Source organism: Streptomyces filamentosus (assembly GCF_014654895.1).
Classification (GTDB): domain Bacteria; phylum Actinomycetota; class Actinomycetes; order Streptomycetales; family Streptomycetaceae; genus Streptomyces; species Streptomyces filamentosus.
The window spans coordinates 2,864,293-2,884,614 of record NZ_BNBE01000001.1; the positions used below are offsets into that span (position 1 = coordinate 2,864,293).

General features: G+C 74.4%; 22 protein-coding genes. 14 read left to right on the plus strand and 8 right to left on the minus strand.

The window, feature by feature from the left end; all coding sequences use genetic code 11:
* The first annotated feature begins 132 nt into the window (after positions 1–132).
* The gene (locus tag IE326_RS12960; protein WP_190041572.1) at positions 133–1,113 is read left to right on the plus strand and encodes a DUF1648 domain-containing protein; all 981 of its coding nucleotides are present in this window, start codon (positions 133–135) and stop codon (positions 1,111–1,113) included.
* Between the two features lie 2 nt (positions 1,114–1,115).
* Positions 1,116–1,472, plus strand: a complete 357-nt coding sequence (locus IE326_RS12965) for a GntR family transcriptional regulator (RefSeq protein WP_150229360.1) — start codon at positions 1,116–1,118, stop codon at positions 1,470–1,472.
* A gap of 77 nt (positions 1,473–1,549) precedes the next feature.
* Here the strand turns inward: IE326_RS12965 and IE326_RS12970 are convergent, their stop codons facing one another.
* Entirely contained in the window at positions 1,550–2,581 is a 1,032-nt protein-coding gene (locus IE326_RS12970; protein WP_190041573.1) for a D-2-hydroxyacid dehydrogenase family protein, read from the minus strand.
* Between the two features lie 95 nt (positions 2,582–2,676).
* On the opposite strand from IE326_RS12970, the gene IE326_RS12975 reads away from it, so the two are divergent.
* The 5 genes from IE326_RS12975 (at position 2,677) to IE326_RS12995 (ending at position 6,097) form a co-directional block, all read left to right on the plus strand.
* Positions 2,677–4,179: a hypothetical protein gene (locus tag IE326_RS12975; protein WP_229915314.1), complete on the plus strand. Its 1,503-nt coding sequence runs from the start codon at positions 2,677–2,679 to the stop codon at positions 4,177–4,179.
* 161 nt (positions 4,180–4,340) lie between these two features.
* Positions 4,341–4,754, plus strand: a complete 414-nt coding sequence (locus tag IE326_RS12980; protein ID WP_150229356.1) for a VOC family protein — start codon at positions 4,341–4,343, stop codon at positions 4,752–4,754.
* A gap of 17 nt (positions 4,755–4,771) precedes the next feature.
* On the plus strand, positions 4,772–5,014 hold the full coding sequence (locus IE326_RS12985; protein WP_150229354.1) for a helix-turn-helix transcriptional regulator: 243 nt from the start codon (positions 4,772–4,774) through the stop codon (positions 5,012–5,014).
* Positions 5,011–5,520, plus strand: coding sequence for a pyridoxamine 5'-phosphate oxidase family protein (locus IE326_RS12990; protein WP_190041574.1), 510 nt, complete (start codon positions 5,011–5,013; stop codon positions 5,518–5,520). Before IE326_RS12985 ends, IE326_RS12990 begins: the two co-directional genes overlap by 4 nt.
* A gap of 109 nt (positions 5,521–5,629) precedes the next feature.
* Positions 5,630–6,097: an iron chaperone gene (locus IE326_RS12995; protein ID WP_190041575.1), complete on the plus strand. Its 468-nt coding sequence runs from the start codon at positions 5,630–5,632 to the stop codon at positions 6,095–6,097.
* Positions 6,098–6,114: 17 nt separating this feature from the next.
* On the opposite strand, the gene IE326_RS13000 is transcribed toward IE326_RS12995, so the two are convergent.
* Complete coding sequence (locus IE326_RS13000; protein WP_190041576.1) at positions 6,115–6,990, minus strand: NAD-dependent epimerase/dehydratase family protein; 876 nt, start codon at positions 6,988–6,990, stop codon at positions 6,115–6,117.
* A gap of 199 nt (positions 6,991–7,189) precedes the next feature.
* Between IE326_RS13000 and IE326_RS13005 the strand changes: the two genes are divergently transcribed.
* The 3 genes from IE326_RS13005 (at position 7,190) to IE326_RS13015 (ending at position 11,498) form a co-directional block, all read left to right on the plus strand.
* Positions 7,190–7,669 (plus strand): SAM-dependent methyltransferase, encoded by a 480-nt coding sequence (locus tag IE326_RS13005; protein ID WP_150229347.1) that lies wholly within the window; start codon positions 7,190–7,192, stop codon positions 7,667–7,669.
* A 155-nt stretch (positions 7,670–7,824) separates the two neighbouring features.
* Complete coding sequence (glsA, locus tag IE326_RS13010; protein ID WP_150229345.1) at positions 7,825–9,105, plus strand: glutaminase A; 1,281 nt, start codon at positions 7,825–7,827, stop codon at positions 9,103–9,105.
* Between the two features lie 191 nt (positions 9,106–9,296).
* On the plus strand, positions 9,297–11,498 hold the full coding sequence (locus IE326_RS13015) for an FG-GAP repeat domain-containing protein (RefSeq protein WP_190041577.1): 2,202 nt from the start codon (positions 9,297–9,299) through the stop codon (positions 11,496–11,498).
* A 95-nt stretch (positions 11,499–11,593) separates the two neighbouring features.
* Here the strand turns inward: IE326_RS13015 and IE326_RS13020 are convergent, their stop codons facing one another.
* Entirely contained in the window at positions 11,594–12,169 is a 576-nt protein-coding gene (locus IE326_RS13020) for a YdeI/OmpD-associated family protein (RefSeq protein WP_190041578.1), read from the minus strand.
* Here IE326_RS13020 and IE326_RS41855 point away from each other — a divergent pair.
* Positions 12,088–12,474, plus strand: a complete 387-nt coding sequence (locus tag IE326_RS41855; protein WP_190041579.1) for a TetR-like C-terminal domain-containing protein — start codon at positions 12,088–12,090, stop codon at positions 12,472–12,474. The genes IE326_RS13020 and IE326_RS41855 overlap by 82 nt on opposite strands.
* 303 nt (positions 12,475–12,777) lie before the next feature.
* Entirely contained in the window at positions 12,778–12,993 is a 216-nt protein-coding gene (locus tag IE326_RS13030) for a DUF6243 family protein (RefSeq protein WP_190041580.1), read from the plus strand.
* Between the two features lie 132 nt (positions 12,994–13,125).
* Here the strand turns inward: IE326_RS13030 and IE326_RS13035 are convergent, their stop codons facing one another.
* Positions 13,126–13,791, minus strand: a complete 666-nt coding sequence (locus tag IE326_RS13035; protein ID WP_190041581.1) for a TetR/AcrR family transcriptional regulator — start codon at positions 13,789–13,791, stop codon at positions 13,126–13,128.
* A 169-nt stretch (positions 13,792–13,960) separates the two neighbouring features.
* On the opposite strand from IE326_RS13035, the gene IE326_RS13040 reads away from it, so the two are divergent.
* Positions 13,961–15,457 (plus strand): serine hydrolase domain-containing protein, encoded by a 1,497-nt coding sequence (locus IE326_RS13040; protein WP_190041582.1) that lies wholly within the window; start codon positions 13,961–13,963, stop codon positions 15,455–15,457.
* Positions 15,458–15,691: 234 nt separating this feature from the next.
* Here IE326_RS13040 and IE326_RS13045 read toward each other — a convergent pair whose 3' ends face one another.
* Positions 15,692–16,030 carry a MerR family transcriptional regulator gene (locus IE326_RS13045; RefSeq protein WP_150229333.1) on the minus strand — a complete coding sequence of 113 codons (339 nt, stop codon included), beginning with the start codon at positions 16,028–16,030 and terminating at the stop codon, positions 15,692–15,694.
* A 765-nt stretch (positions 16,031–16,795) separates the two neighbouring features.
* Between IE326_RS13045 and IE326_RS13050 the strand changes: the two genes are divergently transcribed.
* Complete coding sequence (locus tag IE326_RS13050; protein WP_150229331.1) at positions 16,796–17,152, plus strand: GvpU-like protein; 357 nt, start codon at positions 16,796–16,798, stop codon at positions 17,150–17,152.
* A gap of 223 nt (positions 17,153–17,375) precedes the next feature.
* On the opposite strand, the gene IE326_RS13055 is transcribed toward IE326_RS13050, so the two are convergent.
* The 3 genes from IE326_RS13055 to IE326_RS13065 form a co-directional block, all read right to left on the minus strand.
* Positions 17,376–17,717, minus strand: coding sequence for a CBS domain-containing protein (locus IE326_RS13055; RefSeq protein ID WP_373310187.1), 342 nt, complete (start codon positions 17,715–17,717; stop codon positions 17,376–17,378).
* Positions 17,714–19,276 (minus strand): DEAD/DEAH box helicase, encoded by a 1,563-nt coding sequence (locus IE326_RS13060; protein WP_190041583.1) that lies wholly within the window; start codon positions 19,274–19,276, stop codon positions 17,714–17,716. The genes IE326_RS13055 and IE326_RS13060 overlap by 4 nt, the downstream gene beginning before the upstream one ends.
* 253 nt (positions 19,277–19,529) lie before the next feature.
* Positions 19,530–19,733: a cold-shock protein gene (locus IE326_RS13065; protein ID WP_030747648.1), complete on the minus strand. Its 204-nt coding sequence runs from the start codon at positions 19,731–19,733 to the stop codon at positions 19,530–19,532.
* Between the last annotated feature and the right edge of the window lie 589 nt (positions 19,734–20,322).

A 20,322-nucleotide genomic window follows, 5' to 3' on the forward strand; every position in this document is an offset into this window, starting at 1 on the left:
CCATTCGGCGGCATTAGTCAGCGTTTGAACCAGTGAACAGGGGGTGGCGGGGGCCCGCATCCGGAGTCAAGGAGAGGAGGGACGCTCCATCAAAGCGACTTGTTCTAGTAGAGTGCAAACAAGGAGGTTGTCATGAACCCTGTCGCACCCCCCGCGCCGCTCCGGTCCGGACTCCACGCCCCGCTCCGGCTCCGCATCCTCACCGCGCTCCCCTTCGTCCTCGCCGCGGGCACCCACCTGCTGCTCCTCGCGCTCTGGTCCGACCGGCTCCCGGACCGGCTCGCCACCCACTTCACCCTCGCGGGAGAGCCCGACGGCTTCACCGGGCGGACCGCGTTCGCCGCCGCCGGCACGGTGGCGCTGCTCGTCCTCGGCGCCGCCTGGACCCTCTTCACCCAGCGCGCCGCCCTGTGGGGCGCGTGGCTCACCGCGGGCCTGCTCGGCACGCTGCTCTGCCTCCTCCTCGGCGACAACCTGGACGTCACCGACCCCGCCGCCGTCTCCTTCCCCCTCGGCGGCCTCGCCGTCGCGGCGGGCGCCGGCGCCGTCCTCGCGCTCGCCGGGCACGCCCTGTCCCGGCTGGTCCCGCCGGAGGACGGCCCCGCGCACGACACGGGCGTCGACCCGGAGGCGCCCCGGCTCGACCTCGGCTCCGGCGAGGTCGCCGGCTGGTCCCGGGCCACCGCCTCCGCCCCGCTCACCGCCCTCGGCCTGCTCCTCCTCGCCGTCGGCGCCGTCGCCCCGCTCCTCGGCGGCCGGCTCCTGCTGCCGCTCGCCGTCCTCCTCGCCGTCCCCGGCCTCGCCCTCGCCCGCGTCCGGGTCAGCGTCGACCGGCGCGGCCTCACCGTCCGCTCCACGCTCACCCCCCGCCCCCGCGTCCACGTGCCGCTCGCCGACATCGCGGGCGCCGACGCCCGGGACGTGCACGCCCTGCGCGAGTTCGGCGGCTGGGGCTACCGCTTCCGCGCCCGCCGCACCGGGATGATCCTCCGCTCCGGCGAGGCCCTGGTCGTCCGCCGCGGCGACGGCCGCGAGTTCGCCGTCACCGTGCCCGACGCCCGTACCGCCGCCGCCCTGCTCAACACCCTCGTCGAACGCCGTGGAAGGCTCTGACCGTGCTCTTCCGCGTCGACCCCGCCTCCTCCGTCCCGCTCGGCGACCAGATCGCCGCCTGCGTCCGCGGCGCCCTCGCCGACGGCACCGCCGCCCCCGGCGAACGCCTCCCGGCCGCCCGGGAGCTCGCCGACTCCCTCGGCGTCAACGTCCACACCGTCCTGCGCGGCTACCAGCGGCTGCGCGAGGAGGGCCTCATCGAACTCCGCCGGGGCCGCGGCGCCCTGATCGTCCCCGGCGCCACCGCCCCCGACCGCGCCCGGCTCCTCTCCCGCCTCCGCGAGACCGCCGCCGAGGCCCGCGAACTGGGCCTCACCGAGAAGGAGTTCCTCGACCTGGCCCGTACCGCCCTCGGCTAGGGAGCGGTGCGGGAACGGTACGGGAGTGGTGCGGGGAAGCGGTACGGGGCGGCCCCGGGCACGACTCGGGGCACGGCTCAGGAAGCGGGACCGCCCAGCTCGCGGACCGGCGCGCCCGCCAGATACGCCTCGATGTCCTCCACCGCCTGCCCGAAGTACCGGGCGTAGTTGGCCTCGGAGACGTACCCCAGGTGGGGGAGGGCGAGGACGTTCGGCAGGGTGCGGAGGGGGTCGCCGGCCGGCAGCGGTTCCGTCTCGTACACGTCGAGCCCGGCCCCCGCGAACCAGCGCCCGCGCAGCGCCCGCAGCAGTGCCGGGCCGTCCACGAGCCCGGCCCGCGAGGTGTTCACCAGGTACGCCCCCGGCCGCATCGCCCGCAGCTCCGGCTCGCCGACGATGCCGCGCGTCCGGTCGGAGAGCACCAGGTGCAGCGAGACGACGTCGCTCGCCGCGAACAGCTCCGCCTTGTCCTTCGCGAGCCGCACGCCGTCCCCGTGCGCGGCGACCCGCTCCTCCGTCAGGTTCGGGCTCCAGGCCAGGACGTCCATGCCGAAGGCCCGGCCGACCGCGGCGACCCGGCCGCCGATCTTCCCCAGCCCCAGCAGGCCCAGGGTGCGGCCCGCGAGGTCGCCGCCCACGGTCGACTGCCACGGCCCGCCCTCGCGCACCGCCCGCGCCTCCGTCGTCACGTGCCGGACGAGTCCCAGGATCAGCGCCCACGTCAGCTCGGCGGGCGGCTCGGATCCGCTGGCGGTGCCGCAGACGGTGATCCCGCGCTCCCGGCAGGCGGCCAGGTCGATCGAGGCGTTCCGCATCCCCGAGGTGACGACCAGCCGCAGCCGGGGCAGCAGGTCGAGCAGGGCGGCGTCGAGCGGCGTCCGCTCCCGCATCACCACCAGGATCTCGCAGTCCCCGACGGCGGCGGCCAGGGCCTCCCGGTCGGCCAGGTGCTCGCGGAGCACCCGCACGTCGACCCGGCCGCGCAGCGGACCCCAGTCGGCGGAGGACAGGGCGGCGCCCTGGAAGTCGTCGAGCACGGCACAGCGCGGCAGGGAGGCGGGGGAAGGGGCCGGGAGGGTATTCGGGAGGGGAGTCGGGAGGGCAGTCATGACGGCATGATCGCCCACCCCTCCGCCCGGCGGCGGGGTCACCCGTTCGGCCCGCCCGGGGCGCCGGGGCACGACCGCGCCCCCACGGTGGACCCATGGGTACCCCGGACGGCGTGACCGGCGACGACGAACTCACCAGGCTGCGGGCCCGGGTGGCGGCCCTGGAGGCCGTGTCGGCACAAGGCGCCCGGGGCGGGCCGGGCGCGCCGGGCCGCGAACACCACCGGCTCCGCTCCTTCTTCGCGGGCCTGCTGGTCGTCCTCGGCTGCCTGCTGCTGCCGCTGGGCCTCGTCGCCGCCTGGACCGCCGACCTCCTCGGCGACACCGACCGCTACGTGCAGACCGTGAAGCCGCTCGCCTCCGACCCGGACGTGCAGGCGGCCGTCGCGACCCGGGTGACCGACGCCGTGATGGAGCACATCGACCTCCCCGCCCTCCTGGAGGGCGTCGCCCCCGACCAGCGCCCGCTGGCCGAGAAGGCGCTCGGGAAGCTCGGCGGCTCCCTGGAGGGCGCCGTCGCGAGCTTCGTCCACGACCGGGCGCAGGACGTCGTCGCCTCCCCGGCCTTCGAGACGATCTGGACCGACGCCAACCGCGCCGTCCACACCTCCCTGGACCGGGCCCTGACCGGCGACGAGGACGGGGCGGTGAAGATCGAGACCGACGCGGTGACCATCGACCTCGCGCCGGTGATCGACCGCGTGAAGGAACGCCTCGTCGACTCCGGGCTCACCGTCGCCGGCAGCATCCCCGAGATCCACACCGACTTCACGGTCCTGCGCTCCGACGACATCGGGAAGGCGAAGACCGGCTTCGCGCTGCTCCAGTCGCTCGGCCTGTGGCTTCCGGTGATCGCCGTGCTGTGCGTGGCCGGCGGGGTGCTGCTCGCGGTCCGCAGGCGGCGGGCGCTGGTCGCCGGGGCGCTGGGCTTCGCGGTGACGGCGCTGGTCCTCGGGATCGCGCTCACCGTCTTCCGCACCGCCTACCTGAACGCGCTGCCCGCGTCGGTCTCCCCGGCCGCCGCCGGCACGGTCTACGACACCCTGGTCCGCTTCCTGCGCACCTCCGTCCGGGTCGCGGCGGCCCTCGGCGTGCTGATCGCCCTGGCCGCCTGGCTGTCCGGGCCGAGCCGCCCGGCCGTCCTGACGCGCGGCCTGTGGCACTCGGGCGTCGCGGCGACCCGCGCGACCGCGGACCGGGCCGGGATGCGGCTGGGCCCGGTCGGCCCCTTCGTCCGCCGCTTCCACCCCTGGATCGTGGGGATCCTCGTCGCGGGCACGGCCCTGGCGTTCGTCCTGTGGCCGCACCCGACCGGCTGGGTCGTGATCGGCCTGGCCCTCGGCCTGCTCTTCGCCCTGCTGGTGACGGACTTCCTGGCGGGTGAGCCGGGGGCGGTGGCTGAGCCGGGGGCGGTGGGAGACCTGAGGACGGCGGAGGACCTGAGGACGGCGGGGGAACCGAAGACGCAGGGGGAGCCGGAGACGGCGGGGACCCCGACGGCGAGGAAGACGGTCCAGGACACCGGCCCGGACCAGCACGCCCGGACGGACGACACCGGCACGGACCCGAAGGGAGGCCGCCCCAGGGGCCCGGCCTGACGTCCGCCCCAGAGGTCCGGCCTGACGTCCGCCCCAGAGGTCCGGCCTGACGTCCGCCCCAGAGGCCCGGCCTGACGTCCGCCGCCTCCCTCCGGGGCCCTGTCCGAACCCGGTCAGGATCAGAGAAGCGCGCCCCGCTCCCGCCAACTACCTTCGTCCGCATGGACATCGCCATTCACACCACGGTCCTCCCGCACGAGGACCCGGACGCCTCCCTCGCCTTCTTCCGCGACGTGCTCGGCTTCGAGGTCCGCAGCGACGTCGGCCAGGGCCGGATGCGCTGGATCACCGTCGGCCCGGCGGGCCGGGGCGGCACCTCGATCCTGCTCGCCCCGCCCGCCGTCGACCCCGGCATCACCGAGGACGAGCGCCGCACCATCACCGAGATGATGGCCAAGGGCACCTACGGCTGGATCCTCCTCGCCGCCCCCGACCTCGACGCCGTCTTCGAGAAGGTCTCCGCCGCCGGCGCCGAGGTCGTCCAGGAGCCGACCCACCAGCCGTACGGCATCCGCGACTGCGCCTTCCGCGACCCGGCGGGCAACCTCATCCGCATCCAGGAACAGAAGTCCTGAACCCCCGGGAGACCGACATGTGCCGACCCGCATGGGCCGGGGCCCGCACCGAGGCGGTACGGCTCCGGGCGCTGAAGGACCTGCGCCGGATCCGCGACCGCATCGACCGCGCGTACGCCCGCCCCCTCGACGTCCCCGCCCTGGCCCGCGAGGCGGGCCTGACCGCGGGGGCCCTGCACCTCGCCTTCACGGAGGCGTACGGCACGACCCCGTACGGCTTCGTCACCGCACTCCGCGCCACGAGGGGAACCCCGGCATGACCACCGAAGCAGAAGCCGAAGCCACATCTGCACCCACAGCCACATCTGCACCCACACCCACACCCACACCGCACCCCGGCCCGAGGACCCGCGAGGAACGCGTCGCGGACACCCTGGCCCGCCTGGAGGCGGACGTGGACCTGTGGGTGGCCTCCCGGGGGCACCTCGTCCCGCTCTCCTTCCTCTGGGACGGGGCCGCCGTCCTGATCTCCACCCCGCGCGACTCCCGCACCGGCCGCGCCCTGCGGGCCGACTCCCGGGTCCGGCTCGCGCTCGGCCCCACTCGCGACGTCGTGATGATCGACGGCACGGCGGAAGCCGTGGACCTCGCGGACCTCCCCGCCGGCACCGGCGACGCCTTCGCCGCGAAGACCGGCTTCGACCCGCGCGAACTGGCCACCTCCTACCAGTACTTCCTGGTCAGGCCCCGGCGGGTGCAGGCATGGCGGGAGGCCGACGAGCTGGAGGGCCGCACCCTGATGCGCGACGGGACCTGGCTCCCCTGAGCCTCCCGGCGACCCGGTCAGTTTCCGAGAAGCCCCCGGGAACGCCGGAACCTAGCCTGGAACCAGCACCGGAAAAGACGAGAACAGCACGCCGACGAGGGGAACAGCCATGGCCGCCACGAAGAACGAGACCGCCGCGTCCTACGACGGCTTCACCGCCGACGAGCGCGCGGCGATGAAGGACCACGCCAAGGAGATGAAGGCCGCCAAGACCCGCGGCACCCGCTCCAAGGCCGCCGCCCGGGCCGACGGCGAGGCCGACCTCCTCGCGAAGATCGCCGAGATGACCGGCGAGGACCGCGTCCTCGCCGAAGGCGTCCACGCCCTCGTCACGAAGGTCGCCCCCGACCTCACCCCGAAGACCTGGTACGGCATGCCGGCCTACGCCAAGGACGGCAAGGTCGTCCTCTTCTTCCAGAGCGCCGCCAAGTTCAAGGCCCGCTACGCCACCCTCGGCTTCAGCGACTCCGCCGCCCTCGACGACGGCGCCATGTGGCCCACCTCCTACGCCCTCACCACCCTCACCCCCGACACCGAGACCCGCATCGCCGCCCTCATCGAACGCGCCACCGCCTGACCCCCGGCCGCCCCGGGTCACCCTCCGTGCCGCGGCGTCCAGCCGAGTTCCCGGGTGGCCTTCGCGCGGGAGGCGCGGAGGTGGGTGTCGAGCATGAGGCAGCCGAGGTAGGGGACGGCCAGGCGGAGCAGGGGGGCGGGGAGGGCGAGGGGGCGGCGGCGGACGGCGGCGGCGCGGGCGCCCCAGGTGGCGGGGCGGTCGTCGACGATGTTGTACGCCTCGCCCGCGCGGCCCCGTTCCAGCGCGGCGACGGTCGCCTCGGCCGCGTCCTCGACGTGGACCCACGCCATGGTGCCGCCGCCGCCCCGGGGGACGGGGAAGGGGCGGCTGCCGGGGGCCGGGTCGAACCAGGTGCCGGGGCCGTGGAAGACGCCGTAGCGCAGCGCCGTGCCCGCCACGTGGTCCGCGGCGAAGACGCGTTCCTCCGCCTCGACGAGGCCCGTGACGACGTGGTCGGCGACGGTGCCGGCGCGCACGCCGAAGGGGTCGTCCTCGGTGAGGGGACGGTCGCCGTGGTCGCGGTAGCCGTAGCCGAGCACCAGCGACTGGGTCACGAACTTCTCCGCCCCCAACACGCCCGCCGCGTCCAGGAGATGGGCGGTGCCGCGGGTCCGCAGCACGTTGCTGGGGTCGTCCGCAGTCAGCCGCAGCTTCGGCGCCTTGAGGGCGGTCAGCTGGTGCACCACCGCGTCGGCGGACAGTCCGTCGAGCGCCCGCAGCAGCCCGTCCCGGTCGAGCGCGTCGGCCCGGACGGGCGTCGCCCCCAGCGCGCGTACGGCCCCGGCGGAGTCCTCCGTGCGGGCGAGGGCCAGCACCTCGTGCCCCTCCCGGGCCAGCGCCCGGGTCAGCGGGCGGCCGATGGCGCCGGTCGCGCCGGCGAGCAGGATCCTCATCTTCCTCGTCCTCCAGTTCCACGGTCAGTTTCCTGGCCGGGTCCCCGGTCAGGCCCCCGGGCGTTCCGCGGGGGCACAGGGAAGACAAGGCAGCTTCCCCGTTTGTGACACCCGCCCGCGTTCTTCCGGGTGATGATCGGTCGTCATCCGGGTCGTGGCCGTGGCCGCGTCCGGGTCCGTCGCTCGAAAGGTGTCGCACATGCCGGAGGACAGCACTCCCCTGGAGGTCGTCGTGGAGCCGGTCGGCCGGGTCGTCGGAGGCCGGGGCGAGGTCCGGGACGACGAGTGGGGCGGGGAGGCGGCGGTGATCCGCCTGGACGACCGCTTCGGCCCGGAGGCACTCGCCGGCCTGGACGCCTTCTCGCACGTCGAGGTCGTCTACCACTTCGACCGGGTGCCGCCGGAGAAGGTGGAGACCGGCGCCCGCCGCCCGCGCGGGAATCCCGACTGGCCCCTGGTCGGCATCTTCGCCCAGCGCGGCAAGAACCGCCCCAACCGCCTCGGCGTCTCCCGCTGCCGCGTCCTCCGCGTCGACGGCCGCGACGTCCACGTGGAGGGCCTGGACGCGGTCGACGGCACCCCCGTCCTCGACCTCAAGCCCTACATGGCGGAGTTCGGCCCCCGGGGCCCGCACGTCCAGCCCGACTGGGCCACCGAGATCATGCGCCGTTACTACTGATCCGCCGCCGCCGCCCCGCCCCGCCGGGCGGGTCGCCCGGTGGGCCGATCGGGGCGCGGGCCGGGCGGCCCCCGCGTGCCGTGCGCACCGGGGGCGCCCCGCCCGGGGCACGCTGGACCCCGCCCGTACCGCCCCCTCCTGCGAAGGCCGATGCGATGGATCCGGTGACGGACTCCCTGAACGAGGTCCACCGACGGCTGCGCGGCCTGCGCGACGGGAAGGTCGCCGACTACATCCCGCAGCTCGCGACGGCCGACCCGGACGACTTCGGCATCGCGCTGGTCAGCATGGCCGGCCACACGTACCGGGCGGGGCGGACGGACCGCCCGTTCAGCATCCAGTCCGTGTCCAAGCCCTTCGTCTACGCCCTCGCGCTCGGCGACCTCGGCCCGGAGGAGGTGCTGCGCCGCGTCGACGTCGAGCCGAGCGGCAACCCCTTCAACGCCATCAGCCTGGAGCCGGGCACCGGCCGCCCCGCCAACCCGATGATCAACGCGGGCGCGATCGCCACCACCGCGATGGTCCGCGCCGACGGCCCGGCCGAACGCTTCCGCCGCATCCTCGACTGCCTGTCGGCGTTCGCCGGCCGGGTCCTGGACGTCGACGAGGAGGTGTACGCGAGCGAGGCCGCGACCGGCGACCGGAACCGGGCCCTGGCCTACCTCATGCACTCGGCGGGCTCGCTGGGGGCCGACCCGGAGGAGACCGCCGACACCTACTTCCGCCAGTGCTCCGTCCGCGTCACCGCCGTCGACCTGGCGGTGATGGCCGCGACCCTGGCCAACGGCGGCCGCAACCCGGTCACCGGCGTCCAGGTCGTCCCCGAGCCGCACGTGGTGCGCACCCTCTCCGTCATGGCCACCTGCGGCATGTACGACGGGGCGGGCGCGTGGCTCCTGAACGTCGGCCTGCCCGCGAAGAGCGGGGTCTCCGGCGGTCTCATCGCCGCCAGCCCCGCCCGCTTCGGCGTCGCCGTGCACAGCCCTCCGCTGGACGGGGCGGGCAATCCGGTCCGCGCGGTGGCGGCCCTCGGCATGATGTCGGAGCGCTTCGGCCTCCACATCATGCACGGGCCGGGCCTGCGCGCCACGACGGTGACCGGCGCCCGGCGGCTGGAGCACGGCGACCGGACCATCGGCGTGGTCACGGCCCAGGGCATCCTGGAGTTCACCGAGTTCGAGGCGCTCGTGCAGGCCGTCCGCGAGGTCACGCCCCCGGTCCCGGGCTGGATGATCCTGGACCTGACGGCGGTCACCGGCGTCCTCCCCGGCCCGGCGGCGGGCCTGGCGTCCGTACTCGGCGACCTCGCCGCCCGGGGGCACCGCACCGCCGTCGCCGCGCAGGAGACCTTCGTCGAGGCCACCGAGGGCCACCCCCGCACCTGGGAGGTCTTCCGCACCCGCGAGGAGGCCGTGGCCTGGTGCCGGAACGGCTGATCCGTCCCGTACGGCCCCCTTCGCACGGTCCCTTCCGTACGGTCCCCTCCCCACGGTCCCCTTCCGTACCGGTTCCTCCGCAGGACCGGCTCCCGCGCTCGCACTCATGTCCCGCACCCGTACAACCATTTGACCGCTCGCGGGTCTCAACGGGCGGGGCGCACGGTGCGCCCGATGCTTTCCGTAGGGGGATGTACGTGCCTCTTGCCCGTTCGGCACGACGGCGGCTCGCCGGCGCCGTCACCACCGTTCTCGCCGTCACGCTCGGGGCGACCGCGCTGACCGCTCCCGCGTCCGCCCTCCCGGCCGCTCCGGTCGCCCCGGCCGCGGCGACCGCGGCGGAGGCCGCCGACCCGATCGCGTACCCCGGGGGCGAGAGGCTCACCGGGGCGGGCCTGACCGGCTTCCTGACGACCTCCGACGACAACGTCTCGACCTTCCGGCGGTACAAGGACGGGTCGGGGCAGGCGTACGACGGCCCGGTGTACCTGCGGTCGACGGCGACGACCGACTTCCTGGTCTTCCGGGGCGCCTACAAGATCACCCAGCGGAACCTGACGACGAGCGGCTCCCTGGAGGTGCCCGTCGGTTCCCTGGAGGGCGACGCGAAGTGGGCGGGCGCAGCGGCCGACGCCGTCTTCACGACCGTCACGGGCGAGGCGGGCACGGTGCTGCGGCAGCACGTCGCCGGGGCCGCCGCGGCGACCGTGACCGGCCTTCCCGCCGACGCGACCCTCGTCATGGTCACCCCCGCCACCCCCGCCCACGCCAAGGTCTCCTACCGGCGCAACGGGCTCGGCGAGTGGGGCCTCCTCGACCTCGCCACCGGGGTCCTCACCCCCGGCGCCGCCGGCACCGGCGCGCAGGCGGTCTCCGAGACCCGCACCGCCTGGTCGGCCGCCACGGCGACGGACCCGGGCCCCCGGGTCTTCGTCGCGGACCGGACCACCCACGAGGTCCAGGAGGCCCCGGTGCCCCCGGCGCCCTCGTCCGGCCTCCTCCAGGTCGGCCTGGTCGGCGACTGGGTGCTGTACGGGCAGAAGGGCGGCATGAACCTCACCCAGCCGAGCGTCCACCACGCCGTCACCGCCTACGACGTCGTCACCAAGGCGAAGACGACGGTGCTCGACCACGCCTACGAGTTCGTGGCCGCGCCCGACGGCAGCCTGTACGCGCGCGGCGGTCTCGTCGGCCGGGGAGAGGGCCTGTACCGGATCACGGCCCAGCCGGACGGCACCCTGAAGGCCGACCTGGTCGCGGCCACCGGCGAGCCCACCGAGGTCGTCGCCACGTCCGCCACCGTGCCCCCGGCGGTCCTCGACCTCGACCGGACCGACGGCTTCACCTTCCGGTGGGCGCTCTCCCGCGACGTGTCGACCCCGAAGCTCACCGTCCGGCACGTGCGGACCGGGAAGACCCACGACATCAGCTGGCAGTCCCGCACCGACGCGCCGGTGTTCTCCTGGGTCGAGAACAACTGGACCGAGAACCCCCCGAACGGCGACTACACCTGGGAGATGACCGCCGCTCCGGTCAACGGCGTCGGCCCGGCCTTCACCGCCAAGGGCACCTTCAAGGTCGTCCGCAAGGTCCAGCCGCACGACTTCAACGACAACGGCAGCCCCGACCTGATCAGCCGGGACCCCTCCGGCCGCCTGTGGCGCACGGACCTCTTCTACCGCCCGATCGACGAGTGGCGCGGCGTCAACGAGGCGTCGGAGCGCACCTACCTGGGCTCCGGCTGGGGCGTCTACGACCGGATCGAGGCCGCCGGGAACCTGGGCGGCACGGCGGTCGGCGACCTCCTGGCCCGCGACAAGGACGGCGTCCTCTGGCTCTACCAGGGCAAGGGCACCGGCAACTTCGCCACCCGGGTCCGGGTCGGCGGCGGCTGGCAGGCGTACGACAAGATCACGTCCGGCAGCGACCTGACCGGCGACGGCCGCGCGGACGCGGTCGCCACCGACCGGACCGGCGCGCTCTGGCTCTACGCCGGCACGGGCGACGCCGCGAAGCCGTTCCTCACCCGCAAGCAGATCGGCACCGGCTGGGGCGTCCACAACGACATCACGGCCGTCGGCAACCTCGCGGGCGGCCCCGCGGGCGACCTCGTCGCCCGTGACAAGGACGGCGTCCTCTGGCTCTACCTGGGCAAGGGGGACGGCACCTTCGCGCCCCGCACGAAGATCGGCGGCGGCTGGAACGTCTTCGGCGGCCTGATCGCCGCGGGCGACGCGGACGGCGACGGCCGTCCCGACCTCATGGGCGTCGGCGCGAGCTACCAGGACCCGAAGCTCTACAAGGGCACCGGCGACTGGAAGGTGCCGTTCCGCTCCGGCGAGACCATGTACCTGGACCGGATCATCGCGAACGGCGACAGCCAGGTCTTCTGACCGGGAGCCCCCAGGGGCGGATCAGACCGTGAGCCCCCGGGGGTGAAGGGGAGGCCGGCGAGCTCGCCGGCCTCCCCTTCCTCCTGGCCCTCCCCTCACGGGTGGAGCTTCTCGCCGTTCGCGAGCATGGCCACGAACTTCTCGATCCGGCGGGCGCGGGTCTCGGGCCGCCTGGCGTCCTGGACGCGGTGGAGCACCGCGAACCGGTTCGCCCGGTCGAGGGTCTCGAAGAAGGCCGCCGCGGCCGGTTCGGCGGCCAGCGCGGCGGCGAGGTCGTCCGGCACGACGGCGGTCCGCGAGCCGTCGTAGGCGGCCTCCCAGCGTCCGTCGGCCTTGGCCCGGTCGACCTCCTCCTGCCCGGCGGGCCGCATCCGCCCCTGGGCGGCCAGCGCCTCCGCCTTCTCCCGGTTGACCTTCGACCACCGGCTGCGCGGCCTGCGCGGGGTGAACCGCTGGAGCCACCACTCGTCGTCGAACTTCGCCTTCTGCCCGTCGATCCACCCGTGGCAGAGCGCCACGTCGAGGGCCTGCGCGTAGTCGAGCGCGACGACCCCGGGCCCCTTCTTCCGCAGCTTCAGCCAGATCCCCGGTGAAGCGGCGTGGTGCTCCCCGAGCCACGCCTCGAACTCCCCGGCCGATCCGAACGCGACGATCTCCAGTTCCTGAGCCATCCCCGCAGCGAACCACAGAAGGCGCGGCACCGGCAGGCCGGTCAGGAGGATCCGAGCGCCGGACGGTTCCCGGCGGCCTCCGGGGCGGCGGCCCGCGGGGCGAACCGGCCGGCGACGGGATCCGCGACGAACGCCTCCGCCGGCTCCGGGCCGTGCTTGACCGCGCCCGCGAACGCGACGAGGAGGCCCCCGGCGCCCCGGCCGTCCTCGACCACGTCCTGGCCCCCATGTACATCAGGGTCCTGTTCGGCCTGGTCCCCCTCGCTCCGGACCACATCGACGGGCTGGTGGACCGGCTGCCGTGACGCCGTCCGGGGCCGGGCCCTCCGCTCCCGGCCTCCGGCGGGGGCGCGGATGCCCGAAGGCGCCGGCCGCTTCCTCCTCTCCGGGAAGCCCGAGGAGGCCGACCGGCGCATCCGTGCCTTCCTGGCCGGCCGACGGTCCCCTCCCCGCCGAAGGCGGGGACCGGACCCGGGCCATAAGCTGGGGGACCGGAGGACCGGGTGACGTCCTCGCCCCGCTCTTCCGGGCGCCGGTCCGCGGGTGAGAGTCCGACGGGCCTCCGTCGAGAACCCGCAGACCACTCCACCTCACCCCCGGGACGGCCCGTGACCGACAGCAAGAACATCAACAACCCCGTGGGCCAGGGCGGCGGCCAGCGCAAGAGGCAGTCCCGCGCCGAGCGCCAGAACAACGGCCCGCACCGCAACCTCGACCGCCAGGGCGCCGCCGACCGCAAGGCGGAACTGGTCCGCAAGATGCGCGAGAAGGCCCGCACGCCGGAGACCGGCGACCAGGCGGACGGCGGCGCCGCGCAGAGCTGAGCACCGCCGGCGCCCGGACCGGGACGACGGCGAAGCCCCGGCCCTTCCGACCTGGGGGCTTCGTCCGTTCACGGGCGGGCGCCGGTGCCGCCCCGGGGCGGCCGCCCTCCCTGACCCGACCGTGGCGTCGGATCAGGGTGACCGGGGCGAGGCCGCCCGGCCCGCGTACTGGCGGCACTCGCCGGTGAAGACGGCGGCGAGTTCGGCGTCGAGCACGGGAGCCACGAACCGGGTCACGGGCACGCCCGCGGCTCCCTCCGGCTCGCGGTAGACCTGGAGCGCGAGCCCCTCCATCACGGCGGCGAGGCGTACGGCGGCGGGCAGCGGGTCCAGGTGCTCGTCGACCTCGCCGCACTCCTTGCCGTTGTGGACGGCCCGGGCGATGTCCTCGCGCAGCCGCCGGGCGGCCTCGGTGTCGACCTCGGCGAGGGCGGGGGCGTCGAGCGCGCGGCCGGCGAACGCGCGGGCCACGCGGTACTCGGCGCGACGGGCCTCGTCCAGGGGGATGTACTCGGTCATCACCTCCGCCATGACCCGCGCGATGGGCCGCTCGTGCCGGACGCCGTCCCTGATGCGCTGCTCGGCGCGTGCGCGGATCCGCGCGGAGACCTCGCGGAAGGCGTGGAGCAGCATCTCGTCCTTGGTGCGGAAGTAGTGCTGCACGAGGCCCACGGACATGCCCGCGGTGGCAGCCGTGCGGGCGACGGTGACGGCGTCGAGCCCGTGCTCGGAGATCAACCGGCTGACGGCGTCGGCGATCTGACGGCGTCGTTGTTCGTGATCGGCGGTACGCGGCACTTGATGACCGTACCAGCGTACGGTTATAACCGTATCTCCGTACGGTTATCTGGCCGTGCCCAGGGCAGGGCACGGCATGCCTTGCCCTGCCCTGCCCCCTGCCCCGTGCCCCTGCCCCGTGCCCGCGCCCGTGCCCCGTGCCCGCGCCCGCAGTAAGGACGAGACGCTCATGCCCAGCCTGATCCGACGCGCCACCGCGGCGGCGGTCGCCCTCCTGGTCGGCCTGCTTCCCTTGGCCGAGGCTTCCGCGGAGACCGGCCCACCCGCCCCGACCGGCCGCTTCGCGGCGATCGACGCCTATGTGCGCGCACGCATGGAGGCCACCCGGACACCGGGGCTCGCCTACGCCGTGGTCGGCCCCGACGGGCCGGTCCACTCGCGTGCCTGGGGCACCGACGGCCGCGGCGAACCGGTCACGGACGGCACGCCGTTCCTGTGGGGATCGGTCGCCAAGCCGATCGCCGCGAGCGCCGTGATGACGCTCGTGCAGGACGGGCGGCTCCGCCTCGACGACCGGGTCGTCGACCACCTGCCGGCCTTCCGCTTCGGCGGCACCGGCCACGCCGCCCGGGTCACGGTCCGCCATCTCCTCCAACAGACGGCGGGCGTACCGGAGTCGGCGACCTTCGAGGTCACGGACTGCGTGGCCGACGACTGCCCGGACGCGGCCGCGCGGGTCGCCGCGCTGGACGGTGTGCGCCCGCTCGGCCCGCCGGGCACCACGTACGCCTACAGCAGCGCCAACTACCTCGTCCTGGCGGCCGTGGTCGAGTCCGTGACGGGCCGGCCCTTCGCCGATCACCTCCGGGCCGGCGTCCTGCGCCCGGCCGGCATGGACGGGGCGATCGCCGACCGCGCGTCCGCCCGCGCGCGGAACCTTCCGCCCGGACACCAGCTCCTGTGGGGCGTGCCGTCGGCCATCGCCGACGGCGTGGACGACGACGGCGCCGCCTACGGCTACACCGGCGGCGACCTGAACGACCTCGCCGCCTTCGCCTCCCTCCAGCTCCGGTCGGGCAGGACGCGCGACGGCACGACGGTCCTCACTCCCGGGTCCGTCCGCCTGATGCGGCAGTCCGGCCGGATCCACCCGACGGGCGAGGACACCGGATACGGGCTCGGCTGGCGCGTCGGCGGCCTGGAGGCCCCCCTCGACACCGCGATCTGGCACACCGGCGCCACCCCCGGCTACTCGGCCGCGCTCTTCCTCCTGCCGGAGCGGAACCTCGCCCTCGTCGTCCAGCAGAACCTCCACGGCCTCCTCCACGACGGCAGCGTCATGCAGGTCGGCTTCGGCGCGGCCCGCATCCTCGCCGGAGGCACCGCACCCCCCGGCGCCCCCTCCGCCGCGGCCTACCACGCCACGGTCTGGGGCCTCAGCGCCCTCGCCCTCGTCCTGCTCGCCGCGGCCTTCCACTCGGTCCGCCCGCTCCGCCGCCGCCCGCCCGGCCGCCGCGTCCTCCCCACCGTCCTGTGGTGCCTGGCCGGCGTCCTGCCCTGGGCCCTCCTGGCGGCGTCCTCCGCCCTCGTCGGCCCCCGGGCGCTGTGGGTCTGGACCCCCGACGTCCTGATCACCCTGTGCGCGGCGGCCGCCGCCGGCACCGCGGTCGTCGCCCTGCGGCTCACGACCGCGTACGGCGGCAGGAGCCGCGGGCGGGTCACGTAGCGGGACCGCGCCGCGCGCAGGGCGCGACAGCCCCGAGACGGCCGGAGGACGAAGAAGCCCCAGGTCGCCGACCTGGGGAAACCTTCGTGGGGTGGGACGTGGTGGCCGTCCTGGACGGTCACCCTCGTCGGACACCGCACCACGGCGACCTGCCCCGACTCCTCGGCGCCGGTGGGCCGGAGGCCGTACCCCCCGCCCGGGCGTGAGGCGGCGCGGCCGGGCGGGCGGAGGGGTTCAAGCCTGGTCGGGGGGCACGTCGGACTCGGCGGCGCGGCGGTACTCCTCGTTGATGCGGCGGGCTTCTTCGAGCTGGTCCTCGAGGATGATGATGCGGCAGGCCGCCTCGATCGGGGTGCCCTGGTCGACGAGTTCGCGGGCGCGGGCGGCGATGCGGAGCTGGTAGCGGGAGTAGCGGCGGTGGCCGCCCTCGGAGCGCAGCGGCGTGATCAGGCGGGCTTCGCCGATGGCGCGGAGGAAGCCCTGGGTGGCGCCGATCATCTCGGCCGCCCTGCCCATGGTGTAGGCGGGGTAGTCGTCGTCGTCGAAACGGTCGTACGAGTTCTCTGCTGTCATTCGCACCTCTTCGTGAAACGCATAGAGGGCCCTGGTGCCAGTACTGGCACCAGGGCCCTGAAGGAACTACTACACCACCTGCCGGCCCTGATGAAACGCCGGCCTTCTGTGTCCGCCCGCCCGGCCTTACCGCTGCCGGGTGCGCGGGGATCGCGGCTGCTTGACCGGAGACCACCTCGCTGTCGATGTCCTGCGGTACCCGGACGCGGGACTTCCGTCCGGGCGATCCCGATGGCGCCGTACTCCTCCGTTCTTTCCTTGCCTTGCCGATCTGCTGCTTCTCGTCCTGCGGATACTGCGCACTGCTGGTGATGCGTACTACTCGGCGGCCCGGGGGAGCGCCGCCGTCTCCGTGCCCCCGGTGCGCGCGTCCGCAGCCGACGCCTTCACCGGGGGTACCGCTCGTGGAGGCCCCTGATCACTGCGGGCCGCCCAGTCCGGCCGTCAGTTCCGTCGCCGTCCTGCGAAAGCCCTGGCTTCGGAACTCCACCGCCGCACTGTCCTGCTCACTGCGACTACCTGTACTGCTTCCCGGCAGTCCGTCTCTGCCGGGCCCTTTTGTCTCTCCGGGTTACGAGAGAAAACATAACTCGCCCACTCGTCGATGTCTACTGCGGCCGCAATAGATTTTCGGGCGTGCGGAGAGGAGACAAGGCAAGCGGCGCGGGAACGGCCTCCGGACTCCGCGGCGCGCCCGCCGCACCGGCCGTCCCACTCGGCAGGACGACCGGCGGGCGGGGAGGAGGGGCTCGTAGGATCGACCCCATGTCGAAGATTGACGAGCTGCTTGTCTACGTCGCCCGGCTGGTGGAGTCCGGACGGAGCAACCAGATGTCCCTGACCGTCGTCATCGGGGGCGCTGTCATCACGGGCCGGCTGGCCCCCGAAGCGGTGTGGCGACAGCGGGTCTCGGAGGTCCTGGCGGACTCCGACCGGCTGGCCGAGTTCTCCGTCGCCTTCGCCGCCGAGGGCGGTGAGGAGCCGCCCACGCACCTGCACTTCCACATGGCCCGGATCCTCCAGGGCACGACGGCGATCCCGGAGACCGGAGGCATGTACCGCGTCTCGATCGCGGACGTCAGCGCCTGGACGATCGGCGACGTCACGTACTCCGACCACTGACCCCGCGCGGAAGGACCCACGGGGACGTGCTTGCGTAGGGACGTGCCTGCGCGGGGACGTGCCTCCGCGGACACGGACTTGTGCGGGGACGTACGTACGCGGACATGGGAGAGGGCCCGACCGGCAGGGTCGGCGCCGCCTGTGCGGTGCCGGCCGGGTGCCGGTCGGGCCCTCTCGGGTCCGGTCTTCGGTTCGTGTCCGCGCCGTGGGGCGCGGACCGCGGTCAGGCCGCCGGGGCGCCGAGCGCCGCGGAGGCGTCCCGGAGGGGCCCGGTGCCATGGGCGGGGGCGCTGCTCCGGGGGAGGTCGCGCAGCCGGAGCCGGTCCGTGTAGGCGGCACCGTCGCGGACGGTGGTGAGCTGGGCGCGGGTGACGAGGCCGGTCCGCTGGTCGTCGTTGTCGCAGACGAGCAAATGCCCGGTGCGGGCACCTGCCATGACGGCCAGGGCCACCTCCACGGTCATGTCGTCGCAGACCTGCGGTCCGGCGGCGTCCGCGGCGCCGGTGCCCGCCGGGCGCACGGGGACGGGGCGGGACGGGCGGGGTTGCGCCGGGGTCGGCGTCACGATGTGCCTCCTGAGGGGATGGACCGGCTTCCGGACGGTGCGGGGGCCGGGCCGCCGCGCCCGGCGGGACGCGGCGCGTCCGGGTGCCGTGCTGTGGAGAAGGGAGCGCGTCGACCGCGGGGGGCCGCGCCCCGGCGGCCGCGCCGCTCGGCGGGCGGCGCCGTGATCGTCACCGGAACGCCGGAGGGGGTCCGCGCGCCGGTGATCCGGACCAGCGCGTCCTCGCCCGAGCGGACCTGGTTGGTCTCGGGCACGATCCCCGCCTCCTGCATGAGGCGGTTCACGCCACGGCGCTGCTGGGGCGTGACGAGGGTGACGACGCTCCCGGACTCGCCGGCCCGGGCGGTGCGGCCGCCGCGGTGCAGGTAGTCCTTGTGGTCGGTCGGCGGGTCCACGTTGACGACGAGGTCGAGGTGGTCGACGTGGATGCCGCGCGCGGCGACGTTCGTCGCGACCAGGACGGTCACGTGGCCGGTCTTGAACCAGGCGAGGGTGCGGGTGCGCTGCGACTGCGTCTTCCCGCCGTGCAGGGCCGCGGCCCGCACGCCGTTGCGGAGGAGGTCCTCGGTGAGGCGGTCCACCGCGTGCTTGGTGTCCAGGAACATGATCACCCTGCCGTCGCGCGCCGCGATCTCGGTGGTCAGCCGCTGCTTGTCGGCGCCCTGTACGTGCAGGACGTGGTGCTCCATCGTCGTGACCGCGCCCTGGGAGGGGTCGACGGAGTGGACGACGGGGTCGATGAGATGGCGCCGGACCAGGAGGTCGACGTTGCGGTCCAGCGTCGCGGAGAACAGCATCCGCTGGCCTCCGGGCCGCACCTGGTCGAGGAGCGCGGTCACCTGGGGCATGAAGCCCATGTCGGCCATCTGGTCGGCCTCGTCCAGGACGGTGACGGCGACCCGGTCGAGCCGGCAGTCGCCGCGGTCGATGAGGTCCTGGAGACGGCCAGGGGTGGCCACGACCACTTCGGCGCCGTGGCGCAGCGCGTTCGTCTGCCGCTGGATCGGCATGCCGCCGACGACGGTGGCCAGGCGCAGCTTCACGGCGCGGGCGTAGGGGGTGAGGGCGTCGGTGACCTGCTGGGCGAGTTCCCGGGTGGGGACCAGGACGAGCGCCAGCGGCCGGCGGGGCTCGGCGGACTGTCCGGCGGTGCGGGCGAGCAGGGCCAGGCCGAAGGCGAGGGTCTTGCCGGAGCCCGTCCGGCCGCGGCCCAGGACGTCACGGCCCGCCAGGGAGTTCGGCAGCGTCGCCGCCTGGATGGGGAAGGGGACGGACACGCCCTGCGCGGCGAGCGCGGAGAGGAGACGACGGTCCAGAGCCAGGCCGGTGAAGTCCTCGGCGGCCGGCAGCGCCGGAGTGATCGTCTCCGGCGGGGCGAACTCCCCCCGCGCGGTGGCCGGACGCCCGCCGCGCCCGCCCGGTCGTCCCGGACGCCCCGTCCGCGCCGCGCCGGGCGAAGCGGAACGACCGCCCCTTCCCGTCGCGGCGGAGGAGTCGTGCGCGGAGCCGCCCTCCCGGCGGCTCCGGGAGGGACGGCCGTCCGTGTGTGTGGGGTTCATTCAGAACCTTCCTCGATGCGGCGCGCGACGATGATTCCGGCAGCGAACGAAAGCGCGCGAAATCGCCGGAACGGTCGAAGCGGATGAAGAAATAAGACGATGGTGGTCCAGGAGTGGGAAGAATGATCGGTGCGGTGGAGCGTGCGAGAGCGGCAGCCGCGGCGCAGGGATGCGGAAAATTCCCGGAAAACGCATGCAGCTGGGGCCCGCACCCCGAAGGATGCGGGCCCCAGCTGCGTACGGCGCGTCAGCGTCAGGCGGGAACGATGTTCTCCGCCGTCGGGCCCTTCTGGCCCTGCGCGATGTCGAAGGAGACCTTCTGCCCCTCCTGGAGCTCGCGGAAGCCCTGGGCGGCGATGTTCGAGTAGTGGGCGAACACGTCAGGACCGCCACCCTCCTGCTCGATGAAGCCGAAGCCCTTTTCCGCGTTGAACCACTTCACGGTACCGGCAGCCATGTCATATCTCCTTCAGGCAGTGCAGCGGAATCCGCACTTTACGGACCCCGTGTCGCCGCGATGATTCCCTGCCCGGAAAAAGACCGGAATGCGAAACGCTTCCGTGCGGCATGCGCCCGGTGAAGCGTGCGAAATTCGGGGTACCAAAACTGCAACTGATTCGACAGTAGCACGCCGGGGCCGTCCGTGTGCGTTCCGCATTTTCTCGCGCGTGGCCTCGGAAGAAATCCTCTCCGTGACGTCATTGAGAATCTGCACCGGCGGCGACAGGTATTTATCGATTTCCGGACGGGGCATCCACTCCGGCGCCGCCGGGGGTGTCACCTGAAATGACCGCCCCGGCGCCCGGTCCCGACCCGAACCGGCCCCCCGGGAGCCGCGGCGCCGCCCGGTCCGCCGAGGGCTTCCCGTCCGCCCGGGAAGACGCCCCTCGTGTCGTCACGAGAGGGGCTGGACCGCCTCGCGTCGAGCCGCGCGCGTACCGGAGCCGGAGGCGTGCTCGTCCTCGTCGAGCAGGAAGGTCTCGACCTCCCCGAAGTCGGGCGCCTGAAAGGGATTCGTGGCGGGATGCGGTGATACCGCGGCGGAG

Bases quoted from the DNA above. Each gene is read 5' to 3' on its own strand.
- IE326_RS12975 (WP_229915314.1), top strand. From the start codon at position 2,677: ATGGGTACCCCGGACGGCGTGACCGGCGACGACGAACTCACCAGGCTG.
- IE326_RS13020 (WP_190041578.1), bottom strand. From the start codon at position 12,169: ATGGCTCAGGAACTGGAGATCGTCGCGTTCGGATCGGCCGGGGAGTTC.
- IE326_RS13045 (WP_150229333.1), bottom strand. From the start codon at position 16,030: ATGACAGCAGAGAACTCGTACGACCGTTTCGACGACGACGACTACCCC.
- IE326_RS13065 (WP_030747648.1), bottom strand. From the start codon at position 19,733: ATGGCTGCCGGTACCGTGAAGTGGTTCAACGCGGAAAAGGGCTTCGGC.
- IE326_RS13015 (WP_190041577.1), top strand. From the start codon at position 9,297: ATGTACGTGCCTCTTGCCCGTTCGGCACGACGGCGGCTCGCCGGCGCC.
- IE326_RS12970 (WP_190041573.1), bottom strand. From the start codon at position 2,581: ATGACTGCCCTCCCGACTCCCCTCCCGAATACCCTCCCGGCCCCTTCC.
- IE326_RS13040 (WP_190041582.1), top strand. From the start codon at position 13,961: ATGCCCAGCCTGATCCGACGCGCCACCGCGGCGGCGGTCGCCCTCCTG.
- IE326_RS13050 (WP_150229331.1), top strand. From the start codon at position 16,796: ATGTCGAAGATTGACGAGCTGCTTGTCTACGTCGCCCGGCTGGTGGAG.
- IE326_RS13005 (WP_150229347.1), top strand. From the start codon at position 7,190: ATGCCGGAGGACAGCACTCCCCTGGAGGTCGTCGTGGAGCCGGTCGGC.
- IE326_RS12985 (WP_150229354.1), top strand. From the start codon at position 4,772: ATGTGCCGACCCGCATGGGCCGGGGCCCGCACCGAGGCGGTACGGCTC.
- IE326_RS12995 (WP_190041575.1), top strand. From the start codon at position 5,630: ATGGCCGCCACGAAGAACGAGACCGCCGCGTCCTACGACGGCTTCACC.
- IE326_RS13000 (WP_190041576.1), bottom strand. From the start codon at position 6,990: ATGAGGATCCTGCTCGCCGGCGCGACCGGCGCCATCGGCCGCCCGCTG.
- IE326_RS12990 (WP_190041574.1), top strand. From the start codon at position 5,011: ATGACCACCGAAGCAGAAGCCGAAGCCACATCTGCACCCACAGCCACA.
- IE326_RS12980 (WP_150229356.1), top strand. From the start codon at position 4,341: ATGGACATCGCCATTCACACCACGGTCCTCCCGCACGAGGACCCGGAC.
- glsA (WP_150229345.1), top strand. From the start codon at position 7,825: ATGGATCCGGTGACGGACTCCCTGAACGAGGTCCACCGACGGCTGCGC.
- IE326_RS12960 (WP_190041572.1), top strand. From the start codon at position 133: ATGAACCCTGTCGCACCCCCCGCGCCGCTCCGGTCCGGACTCCACGCC.
- IE326_RS13060 (WP_190041583.1), bottom strand. From the start codon at position 19,276: ATGAACCCCACACACACGGACGGCCGTCCCTCCCGGAGCCGCCGGGAG.